A 25,862-nucleotide genomic window follows, 5' to 3' on the forward strand; every position below is an offset into this window, starting at 1 on the left:
TTTCGAGATTACCCAGGAGATTTCAAATGCGTGCTCCCTTTCGCCTGATTGGCGGTGTTCTGGTCGCAACCTTGCTGACTCAAGTGACGGCCTGCGGTTCGATCTTCTACCCCGATCGCCGTGGCCAGATCGAAGGCAAGATCGACCCGGCCATTGCCGCGCTCGACGCCGTGGGCCTGCTGTTCTACATCATTCCCGGCCTGATCGCATTTGCCGTGGACTTCGCCACCGGCGCGATTTACTTCGAACCGGGCAAGACCGCCCAGGTCGACCCGCAAAAACTCAAGGACGCCATCGGCCCCGACGGCAAGGTCGATAACCGCAAGTTGCAGACTATTCTGGAAAGCGAACTGGGCCGCAGCTTCCCGCTGGACGATCCACGCCTGATCCAGAGCAAAGGCAGCACCCAACAACTGGCGATGTTCGGCCTGCAACCAGCCGCGTAATCCCTGCGCGCGAAAGGACTCTCAAGGAACAATGGCCACTATGACCTCCAGCTCCGAACACGCCCGCCTGCTGCGGCTGGCGACCCGTGCCTCGGTGGCGGTGGCCTGCACATTGGTCGTCGCCAAAGCCATCGCCTGGTGGCTGAGCGGCTCGGTGAGCATGCTCGCCGGGCTCACCGACTCGGCACTCGACGGCGTCACGTCATTGCTCAACCTGCTGGCGGTGCATTACGCCCTGCGCCCCGCCGACGATGATCATCGCTACGGGCATGGCAAGGCCGAGTCATTGGCGGGCATGGCCCAGGCACTGTTCATTGGCGGCAGTGCGATACTGATTGCGCTACAGGCCTACGATCGTCTGAGACATCCCGAACCGGTCGGCGCGCCGTGGATCAGTATCGGTGTGATCGTGTTCTCGCTCGCCCTGACCCTCGCATTGCTGATGCTGCAACATCGGGTGATCAAAGCCACGGGCTCCAATGCCGTGCGTGCCGACTCGCTGCATTACCGTTCGGACCTGCTGCTCAACGGCAGCATTCTGCTGGCGCTGGTACTGACCGGGTTTGGCTGGAACCAGGTCGACGCCTGGTTTGGTCTGGGCATCGCCGCTTATATCTTTTGGAGCGCGGTGCAGATCGCCCGGGAGAGTTTTGCGGTGTTGATGGATGAAGAACTGCCACCGGATGTCAGCCAGCACATGCTGGAATTGGCGTGCAGCGTGCCCGGTGTGTTGGGTGCGCATGACTTGCGTACGCGGATCTCCGGCAACCAGTGGTTTGTGCAGTTGCATCTGGAGTTGCCGGGGGAACTGACGCTGTCAGTCGCCCACGGCATCAGCGATCAGGCGGCCGCGGCCATTCACAGTGCCTACCCGCGCGCCGAAGTGCTGGTGCACGCCGACCCGCGGGAAGTGGTGAAAGCCGCCCGGGCTCAGTAATTCACCTGATAACCGCGACTGCTCAGGCAGTTGCCCTGAGCCTGTCGGTAGGCTTGCACCACCGACGGATCTGGTTGGTAGGTGGCAGTTCGTGGATCGAAACCACTCTGCTGCACCGCGTATTGATAACACTCATAGCCATCCCGGCTGACCTGCTCCGGCGACTGACCGTTGGCCGGATACGCCTCCACGTCATAACCATTGCTGGCGACTGGTGGTTGCGCTTGGCCAACCGGCGGCTCGACCACCTCGTAATCCTGAGTGCTTTCCTGGTAGGCGTAGTACGAACCGGCCGCGAGGAAAAACAGCGCCCCGCCGATCCACACCTGTTGGGCATAATCGGGCAGGTAGCGAACACGAATCCCGCGTGGTGGCTGCACCACCTCATAGCGCGGACCGAGCGGGCGATACCAGTAACCGGCGGAATAGTAATAATCCATGCCACGGTAAGGCACGCGGTAATTACGCTCGGGGAAGCGGTCGATCACCTGGCCAGGCCGATACCTAGGCCCGGGTCCCCAGCCGTTACCGCGCCCGTCAGGGTGACCCTGCCAGTTACTGTAATTGGTTGGCGCACCCATATAGCCGTTCCAGCGCTGGTTGTAATCGTTGCGGTGCGGCTGGTCCTGGTAGTAACCACGCTGCGGCGGCTGGGTCTGGCGCACGGTGTCGGGGCGGGGCTGGATCGGAAAGTCATTGGCCGGCAGCTGCGGTGGTGGCGGCGGCGAGCGAACCGGGCTGTTGAAATCCGGTGCTGGACGGTTCTGCCACTGGCCATTGTTCTGATGTTGATTCTGACCGTTGCGCTCGGACTGGCGATTGTCGTTGTTCTGCGCACGGGGCTGGTTCTGCGGCTGGCCGTTTTGCGGAGGCGGCTGGTTGTTGCCACCATGGCCCTGATTACCACCCTGATGCCCTTCCTGGCCGTGCTGCCCGCCATCACGGCCATGGTTTTGCGGCTCATCGGCCATCGTTTGCGCAGTGACACTGACACACAGCAAACCAACTCCGGCCAAACGCCAGATGCGCGCGTTCATGCTTTTCCTCATTGCGGGTTAGGGCCTGTACATAAGACTGGGAAAGCACGGGCCGGTTCTGCTACAGGTTATCAGTCACGCAACTTATTTATTGAGGGCTGAGTGTCAATTCGCGGCAGTAAATTACGCGCAAGAAAAAGGGGAGACCCGTCGGCCTCCCCTTGGAGAACTTCGTCCTGGCTCGACGCTTTTGACGTCGGCTCACCTCACGCCGTCTTCTGGACAGTGTGTAGCTCGGGGGCCGGCACGTCCCCGGTGGGGGTGGCGACCGCGGCGGGCCTGATTGGGCGAGCCGCACTGGACTGTTTGTCCGAGCAGTGATTCTGGTGATAAGAATAGGCTGGGAGCGCCGGCAGATGATTGCGAAGATTGCTGAATTAAACATCACTTGCGCAATTTTTAACCCTGGATAGATAATCTGTCGCAATAGTTACGACAAAGGATTGATTGATGAGCAAGCTCGACCGTTACGACCTGAGTATTTTGGCGGAATTGCAGCGCGACGCACGCATCTCCAACCAGGAGCTGGCCGAGCGCATCGGCCTGTCGCCTTCGCCGTGCTCGCGGCGGGTCAAGCAACTGGAAGACGACGGCTACATTTCCCGCCAGGTCGCCCTGCTCGACCGCAAAATGCTCGGCCTGAGCCTGACGGCCTACGTGCTGATCGGCATGGACCGTCACACGCCGGAGCGTTTCGAAAACTTCGAAGCAGCCATCCGCACCTTGCCCCAGGTGCTCGAATGCAGCCTGGTGACCGGGATGGATGCCGACTATCAACTCAAGGTCGTGGTGCCGGACATGGATCACTACCAGAAACTGCTGCTGGGGCATCTGACCCGGATTGAAGGGGTGACCAGCGTGCGCTCGAGTTTTGTACTCAATCAGGTGCTCAACAGCACTGAACTGCCGTTGACTCATCTGCGTAGTTAAGGCTTCGCGAGCAGGCTCGCGAAGAGGCCGGCCCAGGCGACGAATGACTGCGACACACCGACGCAGGTCAATACTGCACGAAGCCAGTGCGGCGTATACTCGCCGCGCCCTTTTAGCCTCGCCTGCGCCGGAGATGTTCGATGGATCCTGCAGTATTCGAAGAGTGGATGATGACCGGACTGGTCACGATCCTGATCATTTTCATGGGTTTCATCGTCTGGGATCTGGCGAAGAAGTCCAAGGCCGGGCGCTTTGGATCTTTCATCCTGTTCTTCGTGCTCGGCCTTGGTGTGGCTGCATTCGTGATCAAAAGTGTGGTCATCGGCCTGATCGAAACCGGCACTTTATAAGCGCGCCGGTGCTTCTTTCCACTGGCCCTGATCGAGCCCTTCGATCGTCCAGTCACCGATCCTGACCCGTACCAGGCGCAACGTCGGCAAACCGACCGCAGCCGTCATGCGCCGCACCTGCCGGTTGCGCCCTTCGCGAATCACCAACTCCAGCCAACTGGTCGGTACGCTTTTACGAAAGCGCACCGGCGGATTGCGCGGCCACAGCTCGGGCTCGTCCAGTTGTCGCGCCTCGGCGGGCAAGGTCATGCCGTCATTCAACTCAACCCCGTCACGCAAGCGCTGCAATTGCTCGGCGCTCGGCTCGCCCTCGACCTGTACCCAATAGGTCTTGGCCAGTTTGTGTTTCGGGTCGGCGATCCGTGCCTGAAGCTGACCGTCGTTGGTCAGCAGCAACAAGCCTTCGCTGTCGCGGTCCAGCCGTCCGGCCGGATAGATGCCCGGTACATCGATGTAATCCTTGAGCGTAGCGCGCCCTTCGCCGTCACTGAATTGCGTCAGCACATCGAACGGCTTGTTGAACAGGATCAGTTTGGGCTCGGCCGGTGGCGCCTTGGCGACACGGCGCTGGGCTGTTGGGGACGGCTTCGCGCCAGGGCGACGGGAAGGTGGACGAGATGGACGCGACATGGGCAAAACAACATCTAACGGTCAGGGCTGCTAATGCTAGTGCCCTGACCGCCAAATGACTATGACAACCGTTAGCGGAACGGCGGCTCGTCGAAGCTGCGCAGTTTGCGCGAGTGCAGTGAGTTGAGTTCGGTACGCAACAGATCCACCGCCTCGATACCTATCTTCAAGTGCTGGCTGACTGCGCGCTCATAGAAGGCGTTCGCCGAGCCCGGCAACTTGATTTCGCTGTGCAGCGGCTTGTCCGATACGCACAACAACGTGCCGTACGGCACCCGCAAACGATAACCCTGGGCGGCGATGGTGCCGCTTTCCATGTCCACCGCCACGGCGCGGGACAGGTTGATCAGTGGTCGTTCCTGGGCCCAGCGCAGCTCCCAGTTACGGTCGTCGTAGGTCAGCACGGTGCCGGTGCGCAGGCGCTTCTTCAGTTCGTCGCCCTTCTCGCCGGTGATGTTGGCCGCCGCTTGTTGAAGCGCCAACTGCACTTCGGCCAGGGCCGGAATCGGAATGTTCGGCGGCACCACCCGGTCGAGAATCCCGTCGCGGCGCATGTAAGCGTGGGCCAGCACATAGTCGCCGATGGTTTGCGACTGACGCAGGCCGCCACAGTGACCGATCATCAGCCAGCAATGCGGGCGCAGAACGGCCAGGTGGTCGGTGATGTTCTTGGCGTTGGACGGGCCGACACCGATGTTGATCAGGGTCACACCGTGGCCGTCGCTGGCGATCAGGTGATAGGCCGGCATCTGATAACGGTGCCAGACCACGCCGGCGGCAATCGCCGAGGCTTCGCCGTGATCCATGCTCTTTTCGATGATCACGTTACCCGGCAGCACCATGCGCACGAAGCGCGGGTCGTTGCGCAGCTGTTCCAGGCCATGGACGATGAACTGGTCGACATAGCGGTGATAGTTGGTCAGCAGAATCCACGGCTGCACATGCCGCCAGTCACTGCCGGTGTAATGCACCAATCGGCGCAGGGAGAAATCCACCCGTGCGGCATCGAACAGGGCCAGTGGCAGCGGATCGGTGTTTTCCCAGTCGTACAAACCGTCGGCAATGCCATCGGTCGCGGCCGACAGGTCGGTACTCGGGAACACCCGCGCCAGCACGGCAGCGGTGACGCCGGAACCCGCCAGCTCATCGCCCTGCTCGACCACATACGGATACGGGATGTTCTGCTCGCTGACCCCGACTTCCACGGTCACGGTGAAGTCGTGCATCAGCGGAACCAGCTGTTCCAGCAGGTATTTACGGAAAGCCGATGGATGGGTGACTGTGACGCTGTAGGTGCCTGGCAGCTGGACCTTGGCATAGGCACGGGTAGTCTGCGGGACTTCGCCCTGGCAATGGTAGGTCAGGCGCAGTTCGGGATAACGGAACAGCGCACGCTGCTCGGCGTCCGGCTCGACACGGTCCTTGAGGTAACGCTTGAGCGCCTGACTCAGCGCGGTGGTTGCACGATTGTGCAAGAGTGCAAGCCGATCCACGGCTTGCTCGGCGGTTTGAACGACAATAAAAGCTTCGGTCACGATCAGCATCCTGTGTTCTGACTTGCAGACCTTCATCTTGCCTGCATCGTCGCTTCACGGGAACAGTGGCATGTTAGCAATGCAGTAATGCGGTATACGCAGAACAACTGTGGGAGCGAGCCTGCTCGCTCCCACAGGAGGTCGGTGTCGCTCAGATGCCCTGCGGAGTCGATCGGGCGACAATCGCTTCCACGTCCAGGCCTCGTGGTAACGCGCCGTACACTCGGCCGCCGCCATCCAGACGACTGGCGATGAAAGCATCACTGACCACCTCGTTCCCGGCTTCCAGCAACAGCTTGGCCTGCAACCCCAGCGCAATGTCCTCGGTCAACTGCCGGGCGCGGTACTGAATGTCACTGGTGTCCTTGAAGGCCGCCTGCAATTGATGGATGTGCGCAGCCAGGCGCTTGTCGCCATGACCATCGCCCAACTCGCTGAACAGCGCGTCGAGCACACCAGGCTCTTTCGACAGGGCACGCAGCACATCAAGGCACTGCACGTTGCCGGAGCCTTCCCATGTCGAATTCACCGGCGCCTCGCGGTACAGCCGCGGCAGGATGCTGTCTTCGACATAACCTGCGCCGCCCATGCATTCGGCCGCTTCGTTGATCATGGCCGGCGCTCGCTTGCAGATCCAGTACTTGCCCACGGCCGTCACCAGTCGAGCGAATCTGGCTTCCTGCGAATCGTCCAGATGGTCCAGCGCCCGACCCATGCGCAGGCTCAAGGCCAGGGCGGCTTCACTTTCCAGAGCCAGATCCGCCAGCACGTTCTGCATCAATGGCTGTTCGCTGAGCAGCTTGCCGCCAACCGAACGGTGAGCACAATGGTGACTGGCCTGAGTCAGCGCCTGACGCATCAGCGAACTGGAACCGACCATGCAGTCGAAACGAGTCATGGCGACCATCTCGATGATCGTCGGAACGCCACGCCCCTCTTCACCGACCATCCACGCCAGTGCGCCGCGGAACTCCACTTCGCTGGAAGCGTTGGAGCAATTGCCGAGTTTGTTCTTCAGGCGCTGGATGTAGAACTGATTACGGGTGTCGTCCGGACGATGGCGCGGCAACAGGAAACAGGTCAGGCCCTTGTCAGTCTGCGCCAGTGTCAGGAAGGCGTCGCACATCGGCGCCGAGCAGAACCACTTGTGCCCCACCAACTCATAGGCCTGGCCCGGACCGCTGACGCCGACCGGATACGCCTTGGTGGTATTGGCTCGCACATCGGTGCCGCCCTGCTTCTCGGTCATGGCCATGCCGATGGTGACCCCGGCCTTGTGGGTCATACCGACATTGCGCGGGTCGTATTCGGTGGCGAGGATTTTCGGCAGCCACTTTTCGGCCAGGTCCGGTTGCAGACGCATGGCCGGAACACTGGCGAAGGTCATGGTCAATGGGCAGCCACTGCCGGCTTCAGCCTGGCTGTGCAGATACGACATGCAAGCGCGGGCGACATGGGCGCCGTCCTGCGGGTGCGCCCAGGGCAGCGAGGTCAGGCCGTGCTCGACCGCTGTGCGCATCAATTGGTGATAGGCCGGATGAAACTCCACCAGGTCGATGCGATGACCAAAGCGGTCATGGCTGTTGAATACCGGCTTGTTCTGATTGGCCAGGAACCCGGCTTCCATCAAAGGACCACCGGCCAGCGCGCCGTAGGCATCGATCCGCGCTTCGGCCCAACCGGCCCCGAAACGCCGCGACCACTCCTGCAACGGCAAGTCGATGCGGTACAGGTTGGCGCCGTCCAATGACGGTGGCTGATTGGTGACTTCGTGGGTTTCGGCGAACTGATGCAGGTTCATGACTGGGCTCCTTTGGTCGGCCAAGGGACTTCAGTTAAGCACCGCCCCTGGACCGTTCAAAGTGTCATATCCGCCTAAATGCCGGCGCTTTCGCCCTGTTGTGAGCAAAGCACACGACGGTAGAGCGCGGCCTGCAAGTCTTCGAATTTCACCGGTTTGCTCAAATGATCAATTACCGCGCCAGTTGGGCAGCGCTCACGGTCACCATCCAGGGCGATCATGAACACCGGCAGTTCGGCATAACCCGGTAACGCACGGATCTGGCAGCACACTGACGCACCGTCCTGGAGCGGCAACTGACAATCGACCAGCACCACGTCAAACACTTCGCGCTGCAAAAGATCGAGCGCAACATCGGCACTGTCGGCCGTACGCACGCGAAACCCCAGCTTGAGCAACATGCCGCGCATCACCAACTGGCTGATGCCGTTGTCATCCACCAACAGCACGGCACAATCCTGGGGCAAGCGCAGGCGCGGAAAGTCCCGGGTCATCAACGGCGTCACCGGGCGTTCGACCACCGGCAGCCCGACTTCCACATCAAGCTGAAACCGGCTGCCACGTCCTGGCTCGGAGCGATGAGTCAGGCGTCCACCCAGCAATTCGACCAACTGTCGACAAATCGCAAGGCCAACACCCAGGCCACCGTATTCACGGGTCATCGAGCCATCGAGCTGGAAGAACCGCTGATACATAGTGGCCTCCCCCAAATCGGTGAAGCCAATGCCCGTGTCGATCACCGCAAAGGTCAACGCCACCCGGTCGGGCTCAATAGCCTTGCCGGTCACCCGTAAGGCCAGACCGCCGACCCGGGTGAACTTGATGGCGTTATCCAGCAGACATTCCAGGCACTGGGCGATCTTGACGTGGTCGCCGTACAAGCGATCCGGCACACCTGGCGCGACATCGACCTTGAAGTCCAGCGACTTGCCCGATGCGTTGCCCTCGAACTGCGTGCGCAGTGCCTCGACCGTTCCGCGCAAGCTGAAGGAGTCGGCCGAGGCCTTGAGTTTGCCGGCCTGCAATTCGGTGAGGGTGAGGATGCCGTTGACCATGCGCATCATGTCCCGCGCTGAGCCCGAAGCCGTCTGCTGGTACTGCTCCAGCTCAGGGTCCATTTCGACCGTCTGCATCAGTTCCAGCGAACCGATCACACCATTCATGGGCGTGCGCAGTTCATGGGTCAGGGTGGCAAGGAACTCGTCCTTGAGCCTGTTACTACGAGCCAGTTGCTGGTTGAGAACCTCAAGTTTCTGGCTGGCGTCGAACAGGGTTTGCGCCTGCTGCTCGCGCATGTCGTTGATGCGGTCGGCCAGCGCCAGGGACAGCAACGCCACTTCGATGGCCGAGCCGATCTGGCTGGAATACATGGTCAGGAACACGTTCGGCAGGTATCCCAGCACCATCAGTGTATTGACGATGCCGCCGAGCAAAAACGCCGACCAGGCAATAATGAAATACCGCGCGACTCGCAGGCCCCGCAGCCAGGCAAAGATCCCGGCGGCAAAAATAATCACGGTGAACATCAGCGCCAGCGCCGTGGCCAGGCGCAAGGCCAGGGCGTAACTGGTCATCAACGACAGGCCCACGACCAGCGCACTAAAGGCAACCAGCGCCAGCAACAAGCGGTCAAGCCAGCGACTGTGGGTAGCCATTTGCAGGAAACTGCGGGCGAACTGACTGCCGAACAGCCCCGCACAGCCGATGAAAAACGGCGTCGCGGCGTTGGCCCACCAGGGGTTGTCCGGCCAGAAATACTGCACGGCCGCCCCGTTTACCGACAGCTGATACAAACCGAACGAGGCGATATAGAAGATGTAGTAGAGGTAACTGGTGTCGCGCACGCTGAGGTAGATGAACAGGTTGTAGACCAGCATCCCCAGCAGCACGCCGTAGATCAGCCCCAGTACGTAGAGGCGCACGGGCTGCTCTTCGAGGTAGGCCGTGCTCGACCACAAGGTTACCGGTGCCTGGATCGAGCCTTCGCTTTGCAGTCGCAAGAACAGGGTTTCAGCCTGGTCAGGCTTGAACGTCAGGTCGAACAAATAGTTATTCTGACGAACCTCGCGGCTGGCGAACGGCAAGGCATCGCCGGTCTGCCTGGCCAACTGATAGTTGCCAGCCGCATCAGGCAAATAGAGATCGAGATGATCGAGGGGCGGATAGGCCAGTTCCAGCAGCCAGGTCCGTTGCACCGCCGGATTGGCCGGACGGTAATGCAGATCGATTTTCAGCCAGAACACCGAACGCGAATACCCGGCGTTGAGTGTGTCCTTGTGGTGCGGTTTGAAGTTGCCGGCCGCCGCTTGCGCACGGATCTCCGCGATGGTCGCCTGACCACCTGCATCCTCGTAGACCTGCAGGGCTCGGCCCAAGGGGAGGCTTTGAGTGAACTCATCGAACTCGACGGCGTTTGCCAGGAGGGGCAAACACAACAGCAACATCAGCAAATAGTGCATTGAAGCCCCAGCGTGGCCTGTCCGGTTCTGTCAGGAAGCCCCCCATTCCTTTTGAGCAGACGTAAAACCGGTATCACCTGTTATTGGTTTGGATCCACTCTAGCATAGCCGTTGACGGCCACTAAACACCATTGAAATTTTTCCTACAAAGGCTCTAGAACGGGCGTTTCAGAGCAAATACCAGAAGACATTTTGTGGCCGATGAGTCACCGTGGCGAGGGAACAGCCGGACTGGCTGTCGCTACACCCGAAAAACGTTGTTTGGTGGTAAGCTCGCGCACCATGAATATCTACAGCTCTCGCCCCGTTGTCCTCTGTCTCTCCGGCCACGACCCAAGTGGCGGCGCCGGCTTGCAGGCAGATATCGAAGCCCTGCTCGCTCAGGGTTGCCATGCGGCTCCGGCCGTCACCGCCCTGACCGTGCAAGACACCGTCAATGTCACTGACTTCCGCGTCCTCGACCGTGAGTGGGTATTGGCCCAGGCCAATGCCGTGCTCAACGACTCCGAAGTCGCGGCCGTCAAACTGGGCATGCTCGGTTCCCTGGAAATGGTCGACACCGTGGTCGAACTGCTTTCGGCGCACCCGCACTTGCCAGTGGTCTGCGACCCGGTGCTGCGCGCTGGCGGCGGCGGACGCCTGGGCAAGGACGAAGTCGGCTATGCCATGCGCGAACGCCTGCTGCCCTTGTCGATCATTGCGACCCCTAACCTTCCCGAAGCCCGAATCCTCGCCGAACTGCCCGAAGGCACCGCGGACGAGTGCGCCGAAAAACTCCTGCCGTTCGTCAAACACCTGCTGATCACCGGCGGTCATGGCGACGAAACCGAAATCCACAATCGCCTGTACAGCCGCGATGGCCTGCGCGAAACCTACACCTGCCAGCGCTTGCCCGGCAGTTATCACGGTTCCGGTTGCACCCTGGCCAGTGCCCTCGCCGGTCGTCTGGCCCAGGGCGAAAACCTCGCCAGCGCCGTGCAGACCGCGCTTAACTACACGTGGCGCACCCTGCGCGATGCCGAGCAGTTGGGCAAAGGCCAGTTCGTGCCGCGCCGTTTGCCACTGGATTTCTGTTCGTAACTTCCATTTGTAATGCGGTGAGGCTTGTCCGATGAAACTACGTGGCCTGTACGCCATTACCGACAGCCAGTTGCTGGCGGGCAAATTCCTGTCGTACGTGGAGGCAGCGCTGGAAGGCGGTGTCACCTTGCTGCAATACCGCGACAAGAGCAGTGACGAAGCCCGCCGCCTGCGCGAGGCCGAAGCCTTGCGCGAGTTGTGCGAACGCTACAAGACGCAGTTGATCATCAACGACGATGCCGAGTTGGCGGCACGCCTGAACGTGGGCGTGCACCTGGGTCAGACCGATGGCCCTTTGACTCCGGCCCGCGCGCTGCTCGGGCGTCAGGCGATCATCGGTTCAACCTGCCATGCGCAACTCGAACTCGCCGAACAAGCGGCCAAGGAAGGCGCCAGCTACGTCGCGTTCGGCCGCTTCTTCAATTCCAACACCAAACCCGGCGCGCCCACCTGCAGCCTCGACCTGCTCGACCAGGCCCGCCGACAGCTGCACCTGCCGATCTGCGCGATTGGCGGCATCACCCTGGACAATGCCGCCCCACTGGTGGCTCATGGGGTCGATCTGCTGGCCGTGGTGCATGGCCTGTTTGGCGCCGAGAGCACGGCTGAAGTAACCCGCCGCGCCCGAGCATTCAATGAATTACTGAAAGTCTGAGAGCCCGATCATGTCTCGTTCCGAAACGCTGTTTGCCAATGCCCAGAAACACATTCCCGGTGGCGTGAACTCGCCGGTTCGCGCGTTCAAGAGCGTCGGCGGCACGCCGTTGTTCTTCAAGCACGCCGAAGGTGCCTACGTCACTGACGAAGACGACAAGCGCTATGTCGATTACGTCGGTTCCTGGGGCCCGATGATCCTCGGCCACAGCCACCCGGATGTGCTGGACGCCGTGCGCAAACAGCTTGAGCACGGACTGTCCTACGGCGCCCCGACCGAGATGGAAACGCAGATGGCCGACCTGGTCTGCTCGCTCGTGCCGTCGATGGAAATGGTGCGCATGGTCAGCTCCGGCACCGAAGCGACCATGAGCGCCATCCGCCTGGCCCGTGGCTTCACTGGCCGCGACAGCATCATCAAGTTCGAAGGCTGCTACCACGGTCACTCCGACAGCCTGCTGGTCAAGGCCGGCTCCGGCGCACTGACCCAGGGCGTACCGAGTTCGGCCGGTGTACCGGCAGCGTTCGCCAAACACACCCTGACCCTGCCGTTCAATGACATCGATGCCGTTGAGAGCATGCTGGCCGAAGTTGGTGAGGACGTGGCCTGCATCATCGTCGAGCCAGTGGCCGGCAACATGAACTGCGTGCCGCCGGCACCGGGTTTCCTCGAAGGTCTGCGGACCCTGTGCGACAAGCACGGCGTAGTGCTGATTTTCGACGAAGTGATGACCGGTTTCCGTGTCGCCCTCGGCGGTGCCCAGGCGTACTACGGCGTGACCCCGGACTTGACCACCTTCGGCAAGATCATTGGCGGCGGCATGCCGGTCGGCTGCTTCGGCGGCAAACGCGAAATCATGTCTCGCATCGCCCCGCTGGGCCCGGTGTACCAGGCCGGTACGCTGTCCGGTAACCCGCTGGCGATGGCCGCTGGCCTGACCACCCTGCGCCTGATCAGCCGCCCGGGCTTCCACGCCGAGCTGACCGACTACACCACTCGCCTGCTCGACGGTCTGCAACAGCGCGCCGATGCGGCCGGCATTCCGTTCGTGACCACTCAGGCCGGTGGCATGTTCGGCCTGTACTTCAGCGGTGCCGACGACATCGTCACCTTCGATGATGTGATGGCCAGCGACGCTGCCCTGTTCGGCCGCTTCTTCCACCTGATGCTGGAAGGTGGCGTGTACCTGGCACCGAGCGCCTTCGAAGCCGGTTTCACCTCGATCGCTCACGGCGAAGCCGAGCTGAAACTGACCCTGGACGCCGCCGAGCGTGCCTTCGCTGCCTTGAAATAAAGCTGTAGCGCTGACGCTGGCCATCGCCAGCGTCAGCTTTCACCTGCACACCCGCGTTTTTCCTACTCACCTGCCGATAATCCCCCGCAAAGTGGGCGATATATTTCCCGTGCAGCAGAAAAACGAGTAAAGACTTTGTAAGGTTGGCCCTGCTTATTTCATAATGCGCGCTTATTGGATCCCCTCGATGGGTCCGCGCGCCCTTCAGAGGTAAGTCGATTCCCATGAACCGCACCGGCCGCACCCTTGCACTGGGCTGCCTGTTGCTTCTTCAGCCCCTGCTCGCGCAAGCACAAGCAGGCGGCAACTCGTTGTTGATCCCAGCGATGGGTCGCTGCACCCTCAATACCCAGCCGCAAGACCTGGAACAGGCGCTCGCCGCCTGCCAGAAAGCGTCGGATGAAGGGGATGCGCAAGCGCAATACGAGTTGGGTGAGTTCTACTACGAAGGCAGAAGCGCGCCGCGCGACCTCAATAAAGCCCTGAGCTATTTCGAAAAGGCCTCGCTGCAAGGCCACGCCCAGGCGCAATTCAAGCTCGGCACCATGTTCTTCCATGGCGAAGGCGTGCCGGCCAATAACATTCAGGCGTACATCCTGCTGAAGATGGCGGCGGTCAACGGCGCCGAAGATGCACTGGACACCGCCGACGAAGTCACCGAAAAGATGCCCCGCGAAGAGCTGGAAGTCGCCACTCAGGTACTTGGGCAGATTTTCCGCAAATACCTGATGGAATTGCAGAGCGCCGATGGGCGTACACCTTTCTCGCCACTGCCCTGATTTCTGCGTCGACCTTGCTCGCGAATGGGGTGACTCGGTCTTGAGCCTTACTTCTCAGGCATCGGCATCGGGAACGGCATGACATTGCCGACCGCGCCACGGGCTTCGCTGATTTTCGGTGTGCCCAAACGCTCGACTTCATCGATGCGCACGATCGAATGCATCGGCACAAAACTGCGCACCACGCCCTCGAACTGAGCCTTGAGCTTTTCTTCACTCGGATCGACGACCACTTGCGTGCGCTCGCCAAAGACGAACTCTTCCACTTCCAGAAAGCCCCACAGATCACTTTGATAGATCTGCTTGGCGTACATTTCGAACACCTGGCCCTGGTTGAGGAAAATCACCTTGTAGATTGGAGCTTCACGTTTGGTCATGGTGGGCGGATAACACATCGGGGTAAAAATGAGGGCGCGAACTATAGCACAGCCGTCGGACGCACAACGGTAGGAAGCACGGGACATGTTCCCTATAATGCGCGGTTCTTTGAATCAGGTGATGACTCTTTCCATGGCCAAGAAGCTTTACATCGAAACCCACGGTTGCCAGATGAACGAGTACGACAGCTCGCGCATGGTCGATCTGCTGGGCGAACATCAGGCCCTGGAAGTCACCGCCCGCGCTGAAGACGCCGACGTGATCCTGCTCAACACCTGCTCGATCCGCGAACGTGCACAGGACCGGGTCTATTCCCAGCTCGGTCGCTGGCGTGAACTGAAGCTGGCCAACCCGGACATGGTAATCGCCGTCGGCGGCTGCGTGGCCAGCCAGGAAGGCGCGGCCATCCGCGATCGCGCGCCGTACGTCGACGTGGTGTTTGGCCCGCAGACCCTGCACCGTCTGCCGGAAATGATCGACGCCGCGCGCATCAGCAAACTGCCGCAAGTCGACGTCTCGTTCCCGGAAATCGAAAAATTCGACCATTTGCCCGAGCCGCGCATCGACGGCCCGAGCGCTTACGTGTCGGTGATGGAGGGTTGCAGCAAGTACTGCACGTTCTGCGTGGTGCCCTACACCCGCGGCGAAGAGGTCAGCCGGCCGTTCGACGACGTGATTGCCGAGATCATTCACCTGGCCGAAAACGGCGTGCGGGAAGTGACGCTGCTGGGGCAGAACGTCAACGGCTATCGCGGCCTCACCCATGACGGGCGCCTGGCGGATCTGGCCGAGCTGATCCGCGTGGTCGCCGCGGTCGATGGCATCGACCGCATCCGTTACACCACGTCGCATCCACTGGAGTTCTCCGACAGCCTGATCCAGGCCCACGCCGACGTGCCGGAGCTGGTCAAGCACCTGCACCTGCCGGTGCAGTCGGGCTCGGACCGTATCCTTGCCGCGATGAAGCGCAACCACACCGCGCTGGAATACAAATCCAAACTGCGCAAGCTGCGCGCCGCCGTGCCGGGAATCTGCATCAGCTCGGACTTCATCGTCGGCTTCCCGGGCGAGACCGAGAAAGACTTCGAACAGACCATGAAGCTGATTGCCGACGTCGGTTTCGACTTTTCCTATTCGTTCGTCTACAGCCAGCGCCCGGGCACGCCGGCTGCCGACCTGGCCGATGACACACCGGAAGAGTTGAAAAAAGAGCGCCTGAATGCCCTGCAGCATCGCTTGAACCAGCAAGGTTTCGAGATCAGCCGACAAATGGTCGGCTCGATCCAGCGGATCCTGGTGACCGATTACTCGAAAAAAGACCCGGGCGAGCTGCAAGGCCGAACCGAGAATAACCGTATCGTCAACTTCCGCTGCGACAATCCGACCCTGATCGGCCAGTTCGCAGATGTGCACATCGATGCTGCGCAGCCGCACTCGCTGCGGGGTTCGCTGATCCAATAACACTGCATTCCCTCTGTGGGAGCGAGCCTGCTCGCGAATACGGTCTGACACTCACCAATGATTCGACTGTCAGGCCGCTTTCGCGAGCAGGCTCGCTCCCACAAGGGATGGTGTTTGACGCTGGATTATTTAAGAGCTTTCGCACCCACGCCACTGGCGTTATCCTTGATTTCATCTCAATTGCCCCAGGGCGGCTAAATACGACCTTGAACGCACCCATAGAACCACATCGTTTCATTCTCGAGCCTTTTGAAGCTCGCCGCTTCGCCAATCTGTGCGGGCAATTCGACGAGCATTTGCGCTTGATCGAGCAGCGCCTGACCATCGAGATCCGCAATCGCGGAAACCAGTTCGAACTGATCGGCGAACCCAAACACACCACCTCCGCGGAAAACCTCCTGCGCCGCCTGTATCGGGAAACCAAGGGTACGGAGCTGTCGCCGGACATGGTGCACCTGTTCCTGCAGGAATCGGCCGTCGAACAACTGGACAATCACTCCCCCGCCGAACCGTCCGTAGCCCTGCGTACCAAAAAAGGCATGATTCGCCCCCGTGGCCTGAATCAGCTGCGCTACGTGAAGGAAATCCTCGGCAATGACATTAACTTCGGCATCGGCCCGGCCGGTACCGGCAAGACCTATCTGGCCGTTGCCTGCGCGGTGGATGCACTGGAGCGCGAGCAGATCCGCCGCATCCTGCTGGTTCGCCCGGCGGTCGAAGCGGGTGAAAAACTCGGCTTCCTGCCCGGCGACCTGGCGCAAAAAATCGACCCGTATCTGCGCCCGCTCTACGACGCGCTCTACGAAATGCTCGGCTTCGAATACGTCGCCAAGCTGATCGAGCGCCAGGTGATCGAAGTCGCGCCACTGGCCTACATGCGCGGCCGTACGCTGAACAACAGCTTCATCATTCTCGACGAAAGCCAGAACACCACGGTCGAGCAAATGAAGATGTTCCTGACCCGGATCGGCTTCGGCTCCACGGCCGTCATCACCGGGGACATCACCCAGGTCGACCTGCCACGCGGCACCAAGTCCGGCCTGCACCATGTGATTGAGGTGCTCAAGGAAGTTCCGGGGATCAGCTTCACCCATTTCCAGCCCAAGGACGTCGTGCGCCATCCGCTGGTGCAGCGGATTGTCGAAGCCTATGAGCGCTTCGAAACTAAAGCGGCCGATGATGCAGCCGCCAAGGATAGCCGCCGCGATGCTTGAGCTTGACCTGCAAATCGCCACTGAAGTCACCGCTCCCAGCGAAGCCGAGTTCCGCCAGTGGTGCGAACTGGCTTTGCGCCAACGCACCGCCGACTCGGAGATGACCATTCGTCTGGTCGACGAAGCCGAAGGACGCGAGCTGAACCACACCTGGCGGCAAAAGGATTACGCAACTAACGTCTTGTCATTCCCGGCCGAAGTGCCGGACGAGTTCCTCGACATCCCGCTGCTGGGCGATCTGGTGATCTGCGTGGCCGTGGTCGAGCGCGAGGCCGCTGAACAGGGCAAGGAGCTCAAGGCCCATTGGGCGCATCTGGTGATTCACGGCTGCCTGCATCTGCTCGGTTACGACCATATTGATGACGACGAAGCCGAAGAGATGGAAGCACTGGAACGAACGTTGCTTGCAGAACTGGGCTTTCCCGATCCGTACGCGGACGACGAAACCGATTTATCCCCTACCGAAACAACAAAGGATTCAGAGTAATCGCTATGAGCGAAGATCGATCGAGCAACGGGCAGAAGTCATGGCTGGGTAAGCTCACCCAGGCTTTTGCCCACGAGCCGAAAAACCGCCAGGAGCTGCTGGAGCTGCTGCGCGATGCACACCAGAACAAACTGTTGGACAGCGAAGCGCTGGCCATTGTCGAAGGCGCCATCCAGGTGGCTGACTTGCAGGTCCGGGACATCATGGTCCCGCGCTCGCAGATGGTCAGCATCAAGGCGAACCAGACACCCCGCGAGTTCCTGCCTGCCGTGGTCGACTCGGCCCACTCCCGCTACCCGGTCATCGGCGAAAGCCACGATGACGTGATGGGCGTGTTGCTGGCCAAGGATTTGCTGCCGTTGATCCTCAAGGAAAACGGCGACAGCTTCAACATCAAGGATCTGTTGCGTCCAGCCACCTTCGTGCCCGAATCCAAGCGCCTTAACGTGCTGCTGCGCGAGTTTCGCGCCAACCACAACCACATGGCCATCGTCATCGACGAGTACGGCGGCGTGGCAGGTCTGGTCACCATCGAAGACGTGCTGGAACAAATCGTCGGCGACATCGAAGACGAACACGATGTCGAAGAAGACAGCTACATCAAGCCGCTGCCCAGCGGTGATTTCCTGATCAAGGCTCTGACACCAATCGAAAACTTCAATGAGTTTTTCGACAGCGAGTTCTCCGACGATGAATTCGACACCGTTGGCGGTCTGGTGATGAGTGCGTTCGGGCATTTGCCAAAACGTAACGAAATCACTGAAATCGGCCCGTACCGCTTCCGCATCCTGAACGCCGACAGCCGTCGGATTCACTTGCTTCGCCTGACACCCATTGCTCGCTAAGGATTGAAATGCGCTGGACAACCCGCCCCGGCTGGCCCGGTAACCTGCTGGCCGTGGCGGCCGGTGCAATCACCACACTGGCCCTGGCGCCGTTCGATATCTGGCCACTGGCACTGCTCGCCGTCGGGTTGTTCTATGCCGGCCTGCGCGAACTGAGCCCACGTCAGGCATTGGGTCGCGGCTGGTGTTTCGGTTTCGGCCTGTTCGGTGCCGGCACCAGCTGGATCTACTACAGCATCCACCACTTCGGTGGCGCCTCGGTATTGCTGGCCGGTTTCCTGATGCTGCTCTTCACCGCGGCGATTGCCTGGTTCTTTGCCCTGCCCGCCTGGATTTGGGCGCGCTGGCTGCGCCGCAATGAAGCACCGCTGGCCGACGCCTTGGCCTTCGCGGCGCTGTGGGTCGGCCAGGAAGCCTTCCGTGGCTGGTTCCTGACGGGCTTCCCGTGGCTGTACTCCGGTTACAGCCAGCTTGATGGCCCGCTGGCCGGGCTCGCCCCCATCGGCGGGATGTGGCTGATTTCCTTTACCCTGGCCCTGACAGCTGCGTTGATCTACAACGGCATGCGCCTGGTTCGCACAGGGCGCAAAGGCTTCATCGCTGCCGGTGTATTGCTGCTGATCGGTCCGTGGCTGGCCGGTATGGCGCTCAAGCACCACGCCTGGACCAGCCCGTCGGGCCCGCCACTGAGCGTCGCCGCCATTCAGGGCAACATCGAACAAAGCATGAAGTGGGATCCGGCGCAGCTCAACGCGCAACTGGCGCTGTACCGCGACATGAGTTTCAGCTCCAGACGCGTCGATCTTCTCATCTGGCCGGAAACGGCGGTCCCGGTGCTCAAGGAGTCCGCCGAGGGCTACCTGAACATGATGGGCAGCTTCGCCGCCGAACGTAAATCGGCGTTGATTACTGGTGTCCCGGTCCGCATGGAGGTACGCCACGAAAAGCGTTTCTTCAATGCCATCACCGTTACCGGTGAAGGCGACGGCACTTACCTGAAGCAAAAACTGGTGCCGTTTGGTGAATATGTCCCCTTGCAGGACATGCTGCGCGGACTGATCGCCTTCTTCGACCTGCCAATGTCGGACTTCGCCCGCGGCCCGGCTGACCAACCCTTGCTGCAAGCCAAGGGTTATCAGATCGCACCGTACATCTGCTATGAAGTGGTTTATCCGGAGTTCGCCGCCAGCCTTGCCACCCGCAGCGACCTGCTGCTGACCATCAGCAACGACACCTGGTTCGGCACCTCCATCGGCCCGCTGCAACACCTGCAGATGGCACAGATGCGTGCCTTGGAAGCCGGGCGCTGGATGATCCGCGCCACCAACAACGGCGTGTCCGGCCTGATCAACCCGTTCGGTCAGATTACCGATCAGATCCCGCAGTTCGAACGCGGCATCCTGTATGGCGAAGTGGTGCCGATGCACAACCTGACGCCTTACCTGGAATGGCGTTCGTGGCCGCTGATCATTGCCTGTGTGTTGTTGTTTGGTTGGGCACTGATTGCGAGCCGGATGGCCAAGACCGTTTAAAAGCTTCCTCGGATCGCCTTCGCGATCCGACTTGCCCGCGAAGGTGTCATCACAGACACCTCATCAACCAGCGCCGACATCACCTCAATAGAACAACGAATAACCGATCTGCCCCACCGCCTCGTTCATCAATTGCCCGTTCTGCCAGATCGCCTTGAACTCCGGCATCCAGCCACCCAATGGCCGCGCATTGTCGCCGCCCAGAAACCCTACCGGTGCCGGCACCACCTCAAACCCGGCCTTGCGGAAACTCCAGACCGCTCGAGGCATATGCCAGGCCTGAGTCACAACCACCACACGCTTGATGCCCTGAGGCAGCAATACCTCGGCGCTCAACTGCGCATTCTCCCATGTCGTGCGGCTGCGCCCCTCCTGCCAGCGCACGGTCACGCCAAAATCGTCACGCAAGGAGTCAGCCATCATCTGCGCCTCGCTGGGCGGCGTGCCATAGTGCAAGCCGCCACTGGTCAGTACCGGCAGGCCGGAAGCCTTGGCCAGCCGCGCGGCAAAGCGCTGGCGTTCCAGACCGACGCCCGTGGGCTGATCAGCGCCCCAGGCCACGTCACCGCGCTCGCGCCCCGAACCGAGAATCACGATTGCATCCGCCCGTTGCCCCAGGCCTGCCCATTCATCGCGGGTCAACGGTGGCTCCCGCTCGAGCAGGCCGGCACTCCACTGCACCACCACCGGCAGGCTCATCAACCAGAAGCCCCCCAGTCCCAGCGCAAAGCACACACTGGCAAGCCTCGGCCTTGAGCGGCGCAACCACCAGGCAAGCAAAAGCAGCAGCAATAGAATGCCAGGGGGCAAAAGAAGTTGTTTTACGAAATAACGAAATGGCATCGAGCATCTCCCGGAGATGCCCGAAGCCTAGGTGGGTTGATGCAATGCGACAATCAATACGGAAGGACTATGCTTCAAAAATACTTGGAGCATGGCTCTGTACCCTATTTGAACTGCAAAGACCGGACCTTTACCGCGTCTCTGCCGCGAACCTTATCCTTGAGCCAAATGATCTTGGCCGAACGTGGTGCATCGAGTTGTTTTACCGCCTCTGACAAGCATCCGTGTGTCTCACGCTCACTGCGATCCAGATACGCTTTGACCAGTGCAAACTCTGCGGGGCTCAGGCCGCGCAGCTCCAGTTCCAGAGGGCGTTCGTCGCGCAACCGGCTAGCGGTCCTTGCCGCATCCAGGGCCAAGGCCAAACGATCGATCAGCCTTTCGTACAGCTCCGGTTTTGTAGCTTTTTGCTGTGACTCAACCATCCCTCACCTCATTGGAAGATAAGACCTACTCCCCAGTTAGAGCTTAGCTTCCATGAACAAACCGGCTGAACGCCGCGACCAACGGCCCTCACAGCGGTTTTTGCAGGACGTGCGGCAGCAATCAGGGTTTCCCTCGGCAGAGCACGGTCATGTATGCTACGGCGCTTCCTGTAACTCCACTTCCAGCTCGGCTGGGCATCGAAAACGCCAATGTGGCGCGATCACCGTCCAGCGTTGCATTGAAGAGGATTAGGCCACCCCTATTCAGTTCAAAAGTAGCCATGCACGAACAATATCAGCCCCGTGAAATCGAAGCCGCCGCCCAGTCGTTCTGGGACGAGCAAAAGTCCTTTGAAGTCAGTGAACAGCCAGGCAAGGAGACTTACTACTGCCTGTCGATGTTCCCTTACCCCAGCGGCAAGCTACACATGGGGCACGTGCGCAACTACACCATCGGCGACGTGATCTCCCGCTACCAGCGCATGCAAGGCAAGAACGTTCTGCAACCAATGGGTTGGGACGCTTTCGGCATGCCGGCGGAAAACGCCGCGATGAAGAACAACGTAGCGCCGGCCAAGTGGACCTACGAAAACATCGCCTACATGAAATCCCAGCTACGTAGCCTGGGCCTTGCGGTGGACTGGTCGCGCGAAGTGACCACCTGCAAGCCGGACTACTACCGCTGGGAACAATGGCTGTTCACTCGCCTGTTCGAAAAAGGCGTGATCTACAAGAAAAGCGGCACCGTGAACTGGGACCCGGTCGACCAGACCGTCCTGGCCAACGAGCAAGTGATCGACGGTCGCGGCTGGCGTTCCGGCGCGCTGATCGAAAAGCGCGAAATCCCGATGTACTACTTCAAGATCACCGCCTACGCGGATGAACTGCTGGAGAGCCTCGACGAACTGACTGGCTGGCCTGAACAGGTCAAGACCATGCAGCGCAACTGGATTGGCAAGTCCCGCGGCATGGAAGTGCAGTTCCCGTACAACGTCGATTCCATCGGCGAAGCCGGCACCCTGAAAGTCTTCACCACCCGTCCGGACACTTTAATGGGAGCGACTTACGTCGCCGTGGCCGCCGAGCACCACCTGGCCACACTGGCCGCGCAGAACAATCCTGAGCTGCAGGCATTCATCGCTGAATGCAAGGGCGGCAGCGTGGCCGAAGCCGACGTCGCCACCCAGGAGAAAAAAGGCCTGCCGACCGGACTGTTCGTCGAGCACCCGCTGACCGGCGAAAAACTGCCGGTATGGGTCGCCAACTATGTGCTGATGCACTACGGCGATGGCGCGGTAATGGCAGTTCCAGCCCACGACGAGCGTGATTTCGAATTCGCCCACAAGTACAACCTGCCGGTCAAATCGGTAGTACGCACCAGTTCCGGCGATAGCAACCCGACACCATGGCAAGACGCCTACGGCGAGTACGGCACATTGATCAACTCCGGCGAGTTCGATGGCCTCGATTTCGCGGGTGCCTTCGACGCCATCGAAGTCGCGCTGATCAAGAAAGAACTGGGCGCCTCGCGTACCCAGTTCCGCCTGCGCGACTGGGGCATCAGCCGTCAGCGTTACTGGGGCTGCCCGATCCCGATCATCCACTGCAACACTTGCGGTGACGTGCCGGTGCCGGAAGATCAACTGCCTGTCGTGCTGCCGGAAGACGTCGTACCCGACGGTGCCGGCTCGCCACTGGCGCGCATGCCCGAGTTCTACGAGTGCACCTGCCCTAAATGCGGCGCACCGGCCAAGCGTGAAACCGACACCATGGACACCTTCGTCGAGTCCTCGTGGTATTACGCCCGTTACGCCTCGCCGCACTATCAAGGTGGCCTGGTCGAAAAATCCGCGGCCGATCACTGGTTGCCGGTGGATCAATACATCGGCGGCATCGAACACGCGATCCTGCACCTGCTCTATGCGCGCTTCTTCCACAAGTTGATGCGTGACGAAGGGCTGGTGAGCTCCAACGAACCGTTCAAGAACCTGCTGACCCAGGGCATGGTGATCGCCGAGACTTACTATCGTCGCGAAGCCAACGGCGCTTACACCTGGTTCAATCCGGCGGACGTCGAGCTTGAGCGTGACAGCAAGGCCAAGGTTATCAGCGCGAAGTTGAAAGCCGACGGCTTGCCGGTGGAAATCGGCGGCACCGAGAAGATGGCCAAGTCGAAGAACAACGGCGTCGACCCACAGTCGATGATTGACCAGTTTGGCGCAGACACCTGCCGCCTGTTCATGATGTTCGCCTCGCCACCTGACATGAGTGCTGAATGGTCCGACTCGGGCGTTGAAGGTTCGCACCGTTTCCTCAAGCGCGTCTGGCGTCTGGCTCAAGCCCACGTCACCCAAGGCCTGCCGGGGAAACTGGACGTTGCCAGCCTGAACGACGAGCAGAAAGCCGTTCGCCGCTCGATCCACCAGGCCATCAAGCAGGCCAGCCACGACGTCGGCCAGAACCACAAGTTCAACACCGCCATCGCCCAGGTGATGACGCTGATGAACGTGCTGGAAAAAGCCGCGCAAGGCACCGAACAGGATCGCGCACTGGTCCAGGAAGGCCTGGAAACCGTGACTCTGCTGCTGGCCCCAATCACCCCGCACATCAGCCACGAGCTGTGGCATCGCCTGGGTCACGCCGATCCGGTGATCGACGCCAACTGGCCGGTACTGGACGAAAGTGCACTGGTGCAGGACAGCCTGCAACTGGTGATTCAGGTCAACGGCAAACTACGTGGTCACATCGAAATGCCAGCCAGTGCCAGCCGCGAAGAAGTCGAAGCAGCCGCCCGAGCCAACGAGAACGTCCTGCGCTTTGTCGACGGTCTGACCATTCGCAAAGTGATCGTAGTGCCCGGGAAACTGGTCAATATCGTCGCCAGCTAATTGGATCAGGCGCCAGGTGAGCCTGGCGCCGAGTAAAACCTTTCGGGCCGCTTGATCGGCCCACATGGTTTCAAGGGGAGCAACAAGATGATCAAACGCAATCTGCTGGTGATGGGTCTCGCGGTTCTGCTGAGTGCCTGCGGTTTCCAGCTGCGCGGAACCGGCACCGACGAACTGGCGATCAAGGAACTCGACTTGAGCGCCCGTAACGCCTATGGCGAAACCGTGACTCAGTTGCGCAAGGCACTCGAGGGCAGCGGCGTCAAGGTCTATAACGGTGCACCGTACAAACTGGCGCTGACCAATGAACAGGAAAGCCAGCGCATCCTCAGCTACGCAGGTGCCGGTCGTGCAGGCGAGTACCAGGTGACCACCGTGCTGAACTACGACATCCGTGGTCGCGGCGATCTGCCACTGATGAGCGACAAGCTTGAAGTGCAGAAAATCTACATGCACGATGGCAACAACCTGGTGGGCTCCGACCAGGAAGCCGCAACCGCACGGGCAGAAGGCCGCCGGGAGCTGGTCCAACGCATGATGCTGCGTTTGCAACAACTGACCCCGGGTCAACTGGATCAGTTGCAGCAGACTGCCGAAGCCAGGGCCAAGGCTGACGCCACAGCACTGGAAGCGGCGAAGAAGGCTGAAGCGGAAACCCCGCGCCAGTCGCCAATCGAACTGCCGCAGCAGTAAGACTTACGGGGCGCTCAGGCGCCCCGTTCGCCCTCTCTTATGAAGCTCGCCCCCGCCCAACTCGCCAAACACCTGCAAGGCGCCCTTGCGCCGGTCTATATCATCAGCGGTGATGACCCGCTGTTGTGCCAGGAGGCGGCCGACGCTGTTCGCGCTGCCGCCCGCCAGCAGGGATTCGATGAACGCCAGGTGTTTGCCGCCGACGCCAGTTTCGACTGGGGCACGTTGCTGCAAGCCGGCGCCAGCATGTCGCTGTTCGCCGAAAAGCGCCTGCTGGAACTGCGCCTGCCTTCCGGCAAACCCGGCGACAAAGGTGCCGCCGCGCTGATCGAGTACTGCTCGCGCCCGGCCGACGACACTGTGCTGCTGATCAGCCTGCCAAAACTCGATGGCAGCGCGCAGAAAACCAAGTGGGGCAAAGCGCTGGTCGAAGGACAGCAGACCCAGTTCGTGCAGATCTGGCCGGTCGATGTCGCCCAGTTGCCAAGCTGGATCCGTCAACGTTTGTCCCAGGCCGGGCTTTCCGCCAGCCAGGACGCCGTTGAATTGATCGCTGCGCGGGTCGAGGGCAACTTGCTGGCCGCCGCCCAGGAAATCGAAAAGCTCAAGCTGATGGCCGAAGGGGGTCAGATCACCGTTGAAACCGTGCAGGCTGCGGTGGCCGATAGTGCGCGCTTCGACGTCTTTGGCCTGACCGATGCAGTTCTCAATGGTGAAGCAGCCCACGCGTTACGCATGCTCGAAGGGTTGCGCGGTGAAGGCGTCGAACCGCCGGTGATTCTCTGGGCCCTGGCCCGGGAGTTGCGCCTGCTGGCCAACATTTCGCTGCAATACAGCCAGGGTACGCCGCTGGACAAGGCCTTCAGCCAGGCCAAGCCGCCGGTCTGGGACAAACGTAAACCGTTGATGAGCAAAGCACTGCAACGCTACTCGGCACAGCGCTGGGCGCAACTGCTGCTGGAAGCACAACGTATCGACGCGCAGATCAAGGGCCAGGCTGCGGGTTCGCCGTGGATGAGCCTGAGTCGGTTGACGTTGTTGATGGCTGGGCAGCGCTTGTCGTTGCCGGGGGAGTGAAAAGCCTTACGCAATGCAGGGACTAGACAGATCCACCACTTCGGCCGATGATTCGCCTCGCAAAACCCACTTACTTGCGAGAAATC

Annotated in this window: 24 protein-coding genes; 16 read left to right on the forward strand and 8 right to left on the reverse strand. The window is 60.7% G+C overall.

Features of this window, described 5'->3' with window-relative positions:
* Nucleotides 1–26: 26 nt before the first annotated feature.
* The gene (locus tag CAF65_RS21700) at nucleotides 27–446 is read left to right on the forward strand and encodes a hypothetical protein (protein WP_007990667.1); all 420 of its coding nucleotides are present in this window, start codon (nucleotides 27–29) and stop codon (nucleotides 444–446) included.
* Nucleotides 447–486: 40 nt separating this feature from the next.
* Nucleotides 487–1,383 carry a cation diffusion facilitator family transporter gene (locus CAF65_RS21705; RefSeq protein ID WP_085718141.1) on the forward strand — a complete coding sequence of 299 codons (897 nt, stop codon included), beginning with the start codon at nucleotides 487–489 and terminating at the stop codon, nucleotides 1,381–1,383.
* Here the strand turns inward: CAF65_RS21705 and CAF65_RS21710 are convergent.
* Nucleotides 1,377–2,420 carry a DUF6515 family protein gene (locus CAF65_RS21710; protein WP_085718142.1) on the reverse strand — a complete coding sequence of 348 codons (1,044 nt, stop codon included), beginning with the start codon at nucleotides 2,418–2,420 and terminating at the stop codon, nucleotides 1,377–1,379. The genes CAF65_RS21705 and CAF65_RS21710 overlap by 7 nt on opposite strands.
* A 450-nt stretch (nucleotides 2,421–2,870) precedes the next feature.
* On the opposite strand from CAF65_RS21710, the gene CAF65_RS21715 reads away from it, so the two are divergent.
* Complete coding sequence (locus CAF65_RS21715) at nucleotides 2,871–3,350, forward strand: Lrp/AsnC family transcriptional regulator (protein WP_007937367.1); 480 nt, start codon at nucleotides 2,871–2,873, stop codon at nucleotides 3,348–3,350.
* A 140-nt stretch (nucleotides 3,351–3,490) separates the two neighbouring features.
* Complete coding sequence (locus CAF65_RS21720) at nucleotides 3,491–3,700, forward strand: DUF2788 domain-containing protein (RefSeq protein ID WP_085718143.1); 210 nt, start codon at nucleotides 3,491–3,493, stop codon at nucleotides 3,698–3,700.
* Here the strand turns inward: CAF65_RS21720 and CAF65_RS21725 are convergent.
* The 4 genes from CAF65_RS21725 to CAF65_RS21740 all read right to left on the reverse strand — a co-directional run bounded on the left by CAF65_RS21725 (nucleotide 3,695) and on the right by CAF65_RS21740 (nucleotide 10,125).
* Nucleotides 3,695–4,330: a pseudouridine synthase gene (locus tag CAF65_RS21725; protein ID WP_085718144.1), complete on the reverse strand. Its 636-nt coding sequence runs from the start codon at nucleotides 4,328–4,330 to the stop codon at nucleotides 3,695–3,697. The two genes, CAF65_RS21720 and CAF65_RS21725, sit on opposite strands and share 6 nt — an antisense overlap.
* Nucleotides 4,331–4,401: 71 nt before the next feature.
* Nucleotides 4,402–5,901 (reverse strand): AMP nucleosidase, encoded by a 1,500-nt coding sequence (amn, locus tag CAF65_RS21730; RefSeq protein WP_178076732.1) that lies wholly within the window; start codon nucleotides 5,899–5,901, stop codon nucleotides 4,402–4,404.
* Nucleotides 5,902–6,016: 115 nt separating this feature from the next.
* Entirely contained in the window at nucleotides 6,017–7,666 is a 1,650-nt protein-coding gene (locus CAF65_RS21735; RefSeq protein ID WP_085718145.1) for an acyl-CoA dehydrogenase family protein, read from the reverse strand.
* A gap of 74 nt (nucleotides 7,667–7,740) precedes the next feature.
* Nucleotides 7,741–10,125 (reverse strand): hybrid sensor histidine kinase/response regulator, encoded by a 2,385-nt coding sequence (locus CAF65_RS21740; protein ID WP_085718146.1) that lies wholly within the window; start codon nucleotides 10,123–10,125, stop codon nucleotides 7,741–7,743.
* Nucleotides 10,126–10,407: 282 nt separating this feature from the next.
* Between CAF65_RS21740 and CAF65_RS21745 the strand changes: the two genes are divergently transcribed.
* From CAF65_RS21745 to CAF65_RS21760, 4 genes are all read left to right on the forward strand, one after another.
* The gene (locus tag CAF65_RS21745) at nucleotides 10,408–11,205 is read left to right on the forward strand and encodes a hydroxymethylpyrimidine/phosphomethylpyrimidine kinase (protein ID WP_008052407.1); all 798 of its coding nucleotides are present in this window, start codon (nucleotides 10,408–10,410) and stop codon (nucleotides 11,203–11,205) included.
* A gap of 31 nt (nucleotides 11,206–11,236) precedes the next feature.
* On the forward strand, nucleotides 11,237–11,860 hold the full coding sequence (thiE, locus tag CAF65_RS21750; RefSeq protein ID WP_085718147.1) for a thiamine phosphate synthase: 624 nt from the start codon (nucleotides 11,237–11,239) through the stop codon (nucleotides 11,858–11,860).
* 10 nt (nucleotides 11,861–11,870) lie between these two features.
* Entirely contained in the window at nucleotides 11,871–13,154 is a 1,284-nt protein-coding gene (gene hemL / locus CAF65_RS21755) for a glutamate-1-semialdehyde 2,1-aminomutase (protein ID WP_085718148.1), read from the forward strand.
* A 224-nt stretch (nucleotides 13,155–13,378) separates the two neighbouring features.
* Nucleotides 13,379–13,933: a tetratricopeptide repeat protein gene (locus CAF65_RS21760; RefSeq protein ID WP_085718149.1), complete on the forward strand. Its 555-nt coding sequence runs from the start codon at nucleotides 13,379–13,381 to the stop codon at nucleotides 13,931–13,933.
* Nucleotides 13,934–13,980: 47 nt separating this feature from the next.
* Here CAF65_RS21760 and CAF65_RS21765 read toward each other — a convergent pair whose 3' ends face one another.
* On the reverse strand, nucleotides 13,981–14,310 hold the full coding sequence (locus tag CAF65_RS21765; RefSeq protein ID WP_003185742.1) for a DUF1820 family protein: 330 nt from the start codon (nucleotides 14,308–14,310) through the stop codon (nucleotides 13,981–13,983).
* Between the two features lie 133 nt (nucleotides 14,311–14,443).
* Between CAF65_RS21765 and miaB the strand changes: the two genes are divergently transcribed.
* The 5 genes from miaB to lnt all read left to right on the forward strand — a co-directional run bounded on the left by miaB (nucleotide 14,444) and on the right by lnt (nucleotide 19,850).
* A complete protein-coding gene (miaB, locus tag CAF65_RS21770; protein WP_015096961.1) occupies nucleotides 14,444–15,772 on the forward strand; it encodes a tRNA (N6-isopentenyl adenosine(37)-C2)-methylthiotransferase MiaB in 1,329 nt (442 codons plus the stop codon).
* A gap of 206 nt (nucleotides 15,773–15,978) precedes the next feature.
* Nucleotides 15,979–16,986, forward strand: a complete 1,008-nt coding sequence (locus CAF65_RS21775; protein WP_085718151.1) for a PhoH family protein — start codon at nucleotides 15,979–15,981, stop codon at nucleotides 16,984–16,986.
* Nucleotides 16,979–17,473 carry an rRNA maturation RNase YbeY gene (gene ybeY / locus CAF65_RS21780; protein WP_085718152.1) on the forward strand — a complete coding sequence of 165 codons (495 nt, stop codon included), beginning with the start codon at nucleotides 16,979–16,981 and terminating at the stop codon, nucleotides 17,471–17,473. Before CAF65_RS21775 ends, ybeY begins: the two co-directional genes overlap by 8 nt.
* A 5-nt stretch (nucleotides 17,474–17,478) precedes the next feature.
* Complete coding sequence (locus CAF65_RS21785; RefSeq protein ID WP_007975860.1) at nucleotides 17,479–18,318, forward strand: HlyC/CorC family transporter; 840 nt, start codon at nucleotides 17,479–17,481, stop codon at nucleotides 18,316–18,318.
* Between the two features lie 8 nt (nucleotides 18,319–18,326).
* Nucleotides 18,327–19,850 carry an apolipoprotein N-acyltransferase gene (gene lnt, locus CAF65_RS21790; protein ID WP_085718153.1) on the forward strand — a complete coding sequence of 508 codons (1,524 nt, stop codon included), beginning with the start codon at nucleotides 18,327–18,329 and terminating at the stop codon, nucleotides 19,848–19,850.
* A gap of 84 nt (nucleotides 19,851–19,934) precedes the next feature.
* Here the strand turns inward: lnt and CAF65_RS21795 are convergent, their stop codons facing one another.
* Together CAF65_RS21795 and CAF65_RS21800 are read right to left on the reverse strand one after the other, a co-directional pair.
* Nucleotides 19,935–20,693, reverse strand: coding sequence for a YdcF family protein (locus tag CAF65_RS21795; protein ID WP_085718154.1), 759 nt, complete (start codon nucleotides 20,691–20,693; stop codon nucleotides 19,935–19,937).
* Nucleotides 20,694–20,797: 104 nt separating this feature from the next.
* A complete protein-coding gene (locus CAF65_RS21800; protein ID WP_085718155.1) occupies nucleotides 20,798–21,118 on the reverse strand; it encodes a hypothetical protein in 321 nt (106 codons plus the stop codon).
* Nucleotides 21,119–21,399: 281 nt separating this feature from the next.
* On the opposite strand from CAF65_RS21800, the gene leuS reads away from it, so the two are divergent.
* The 3 genes from leuS to holA all read left to right on the forward strand — a co-directional run bounded on the left by leuS (nucleotide 21,400) and on the right by holA (nucleotide 25,776).
* Nucleotides 21,400–24,006 carry a leucine--tRNA ligase gene (gene leuS, locus CAF65_RS21805; RefSeq protein WP_085718156.1) on the forward strand — a complete coding sequence of 869 codons (2,607 nt, stop codon included), beginning with the start codon at nucleotides 21,400–21,402 and terminating at the stop codon, nucleotides 24,004–24,006.
* Nucleotides 24,007–24,093: 87 nt separating this feature from the next.
* Entirely contained in the window at nucleotides 24,094–24,699 is a 606-nt protein-coding gene (lptE, locus tag CAF65_RS21810) for an LPS assembly lipoprotein LptE (RefSeq protein ID WP_085718240.1), read from the forward strand.
* A 39-nt stretch (nucleotides 24,700–24,738) separates the two neighbouring features.
* On the forward strand, nucleotides 24,739–25,776 hold the full coding sequence (gene holA, locus CAF65_RS21815; RefSeq protein WP_085718157.1) for a DNA polymerase III subunit delta: 1,038 nt from the start codon (nucleotides 24,739–24,741) through the stop codon (nucleotides 25,774–25,776).
* Nucleotides 25,777–25,862: the final 86 nt, after the last annotated feature.

It is taken from the genome of Pseudomonas sp. B28(2017), from assembly GCF_002113025.1.
GTDB lineage: Bacteria > Pseudomonadota > Gammaproteobacteria > Pseudomonadales > Pseudomonadaceae > Aquipseudomonas.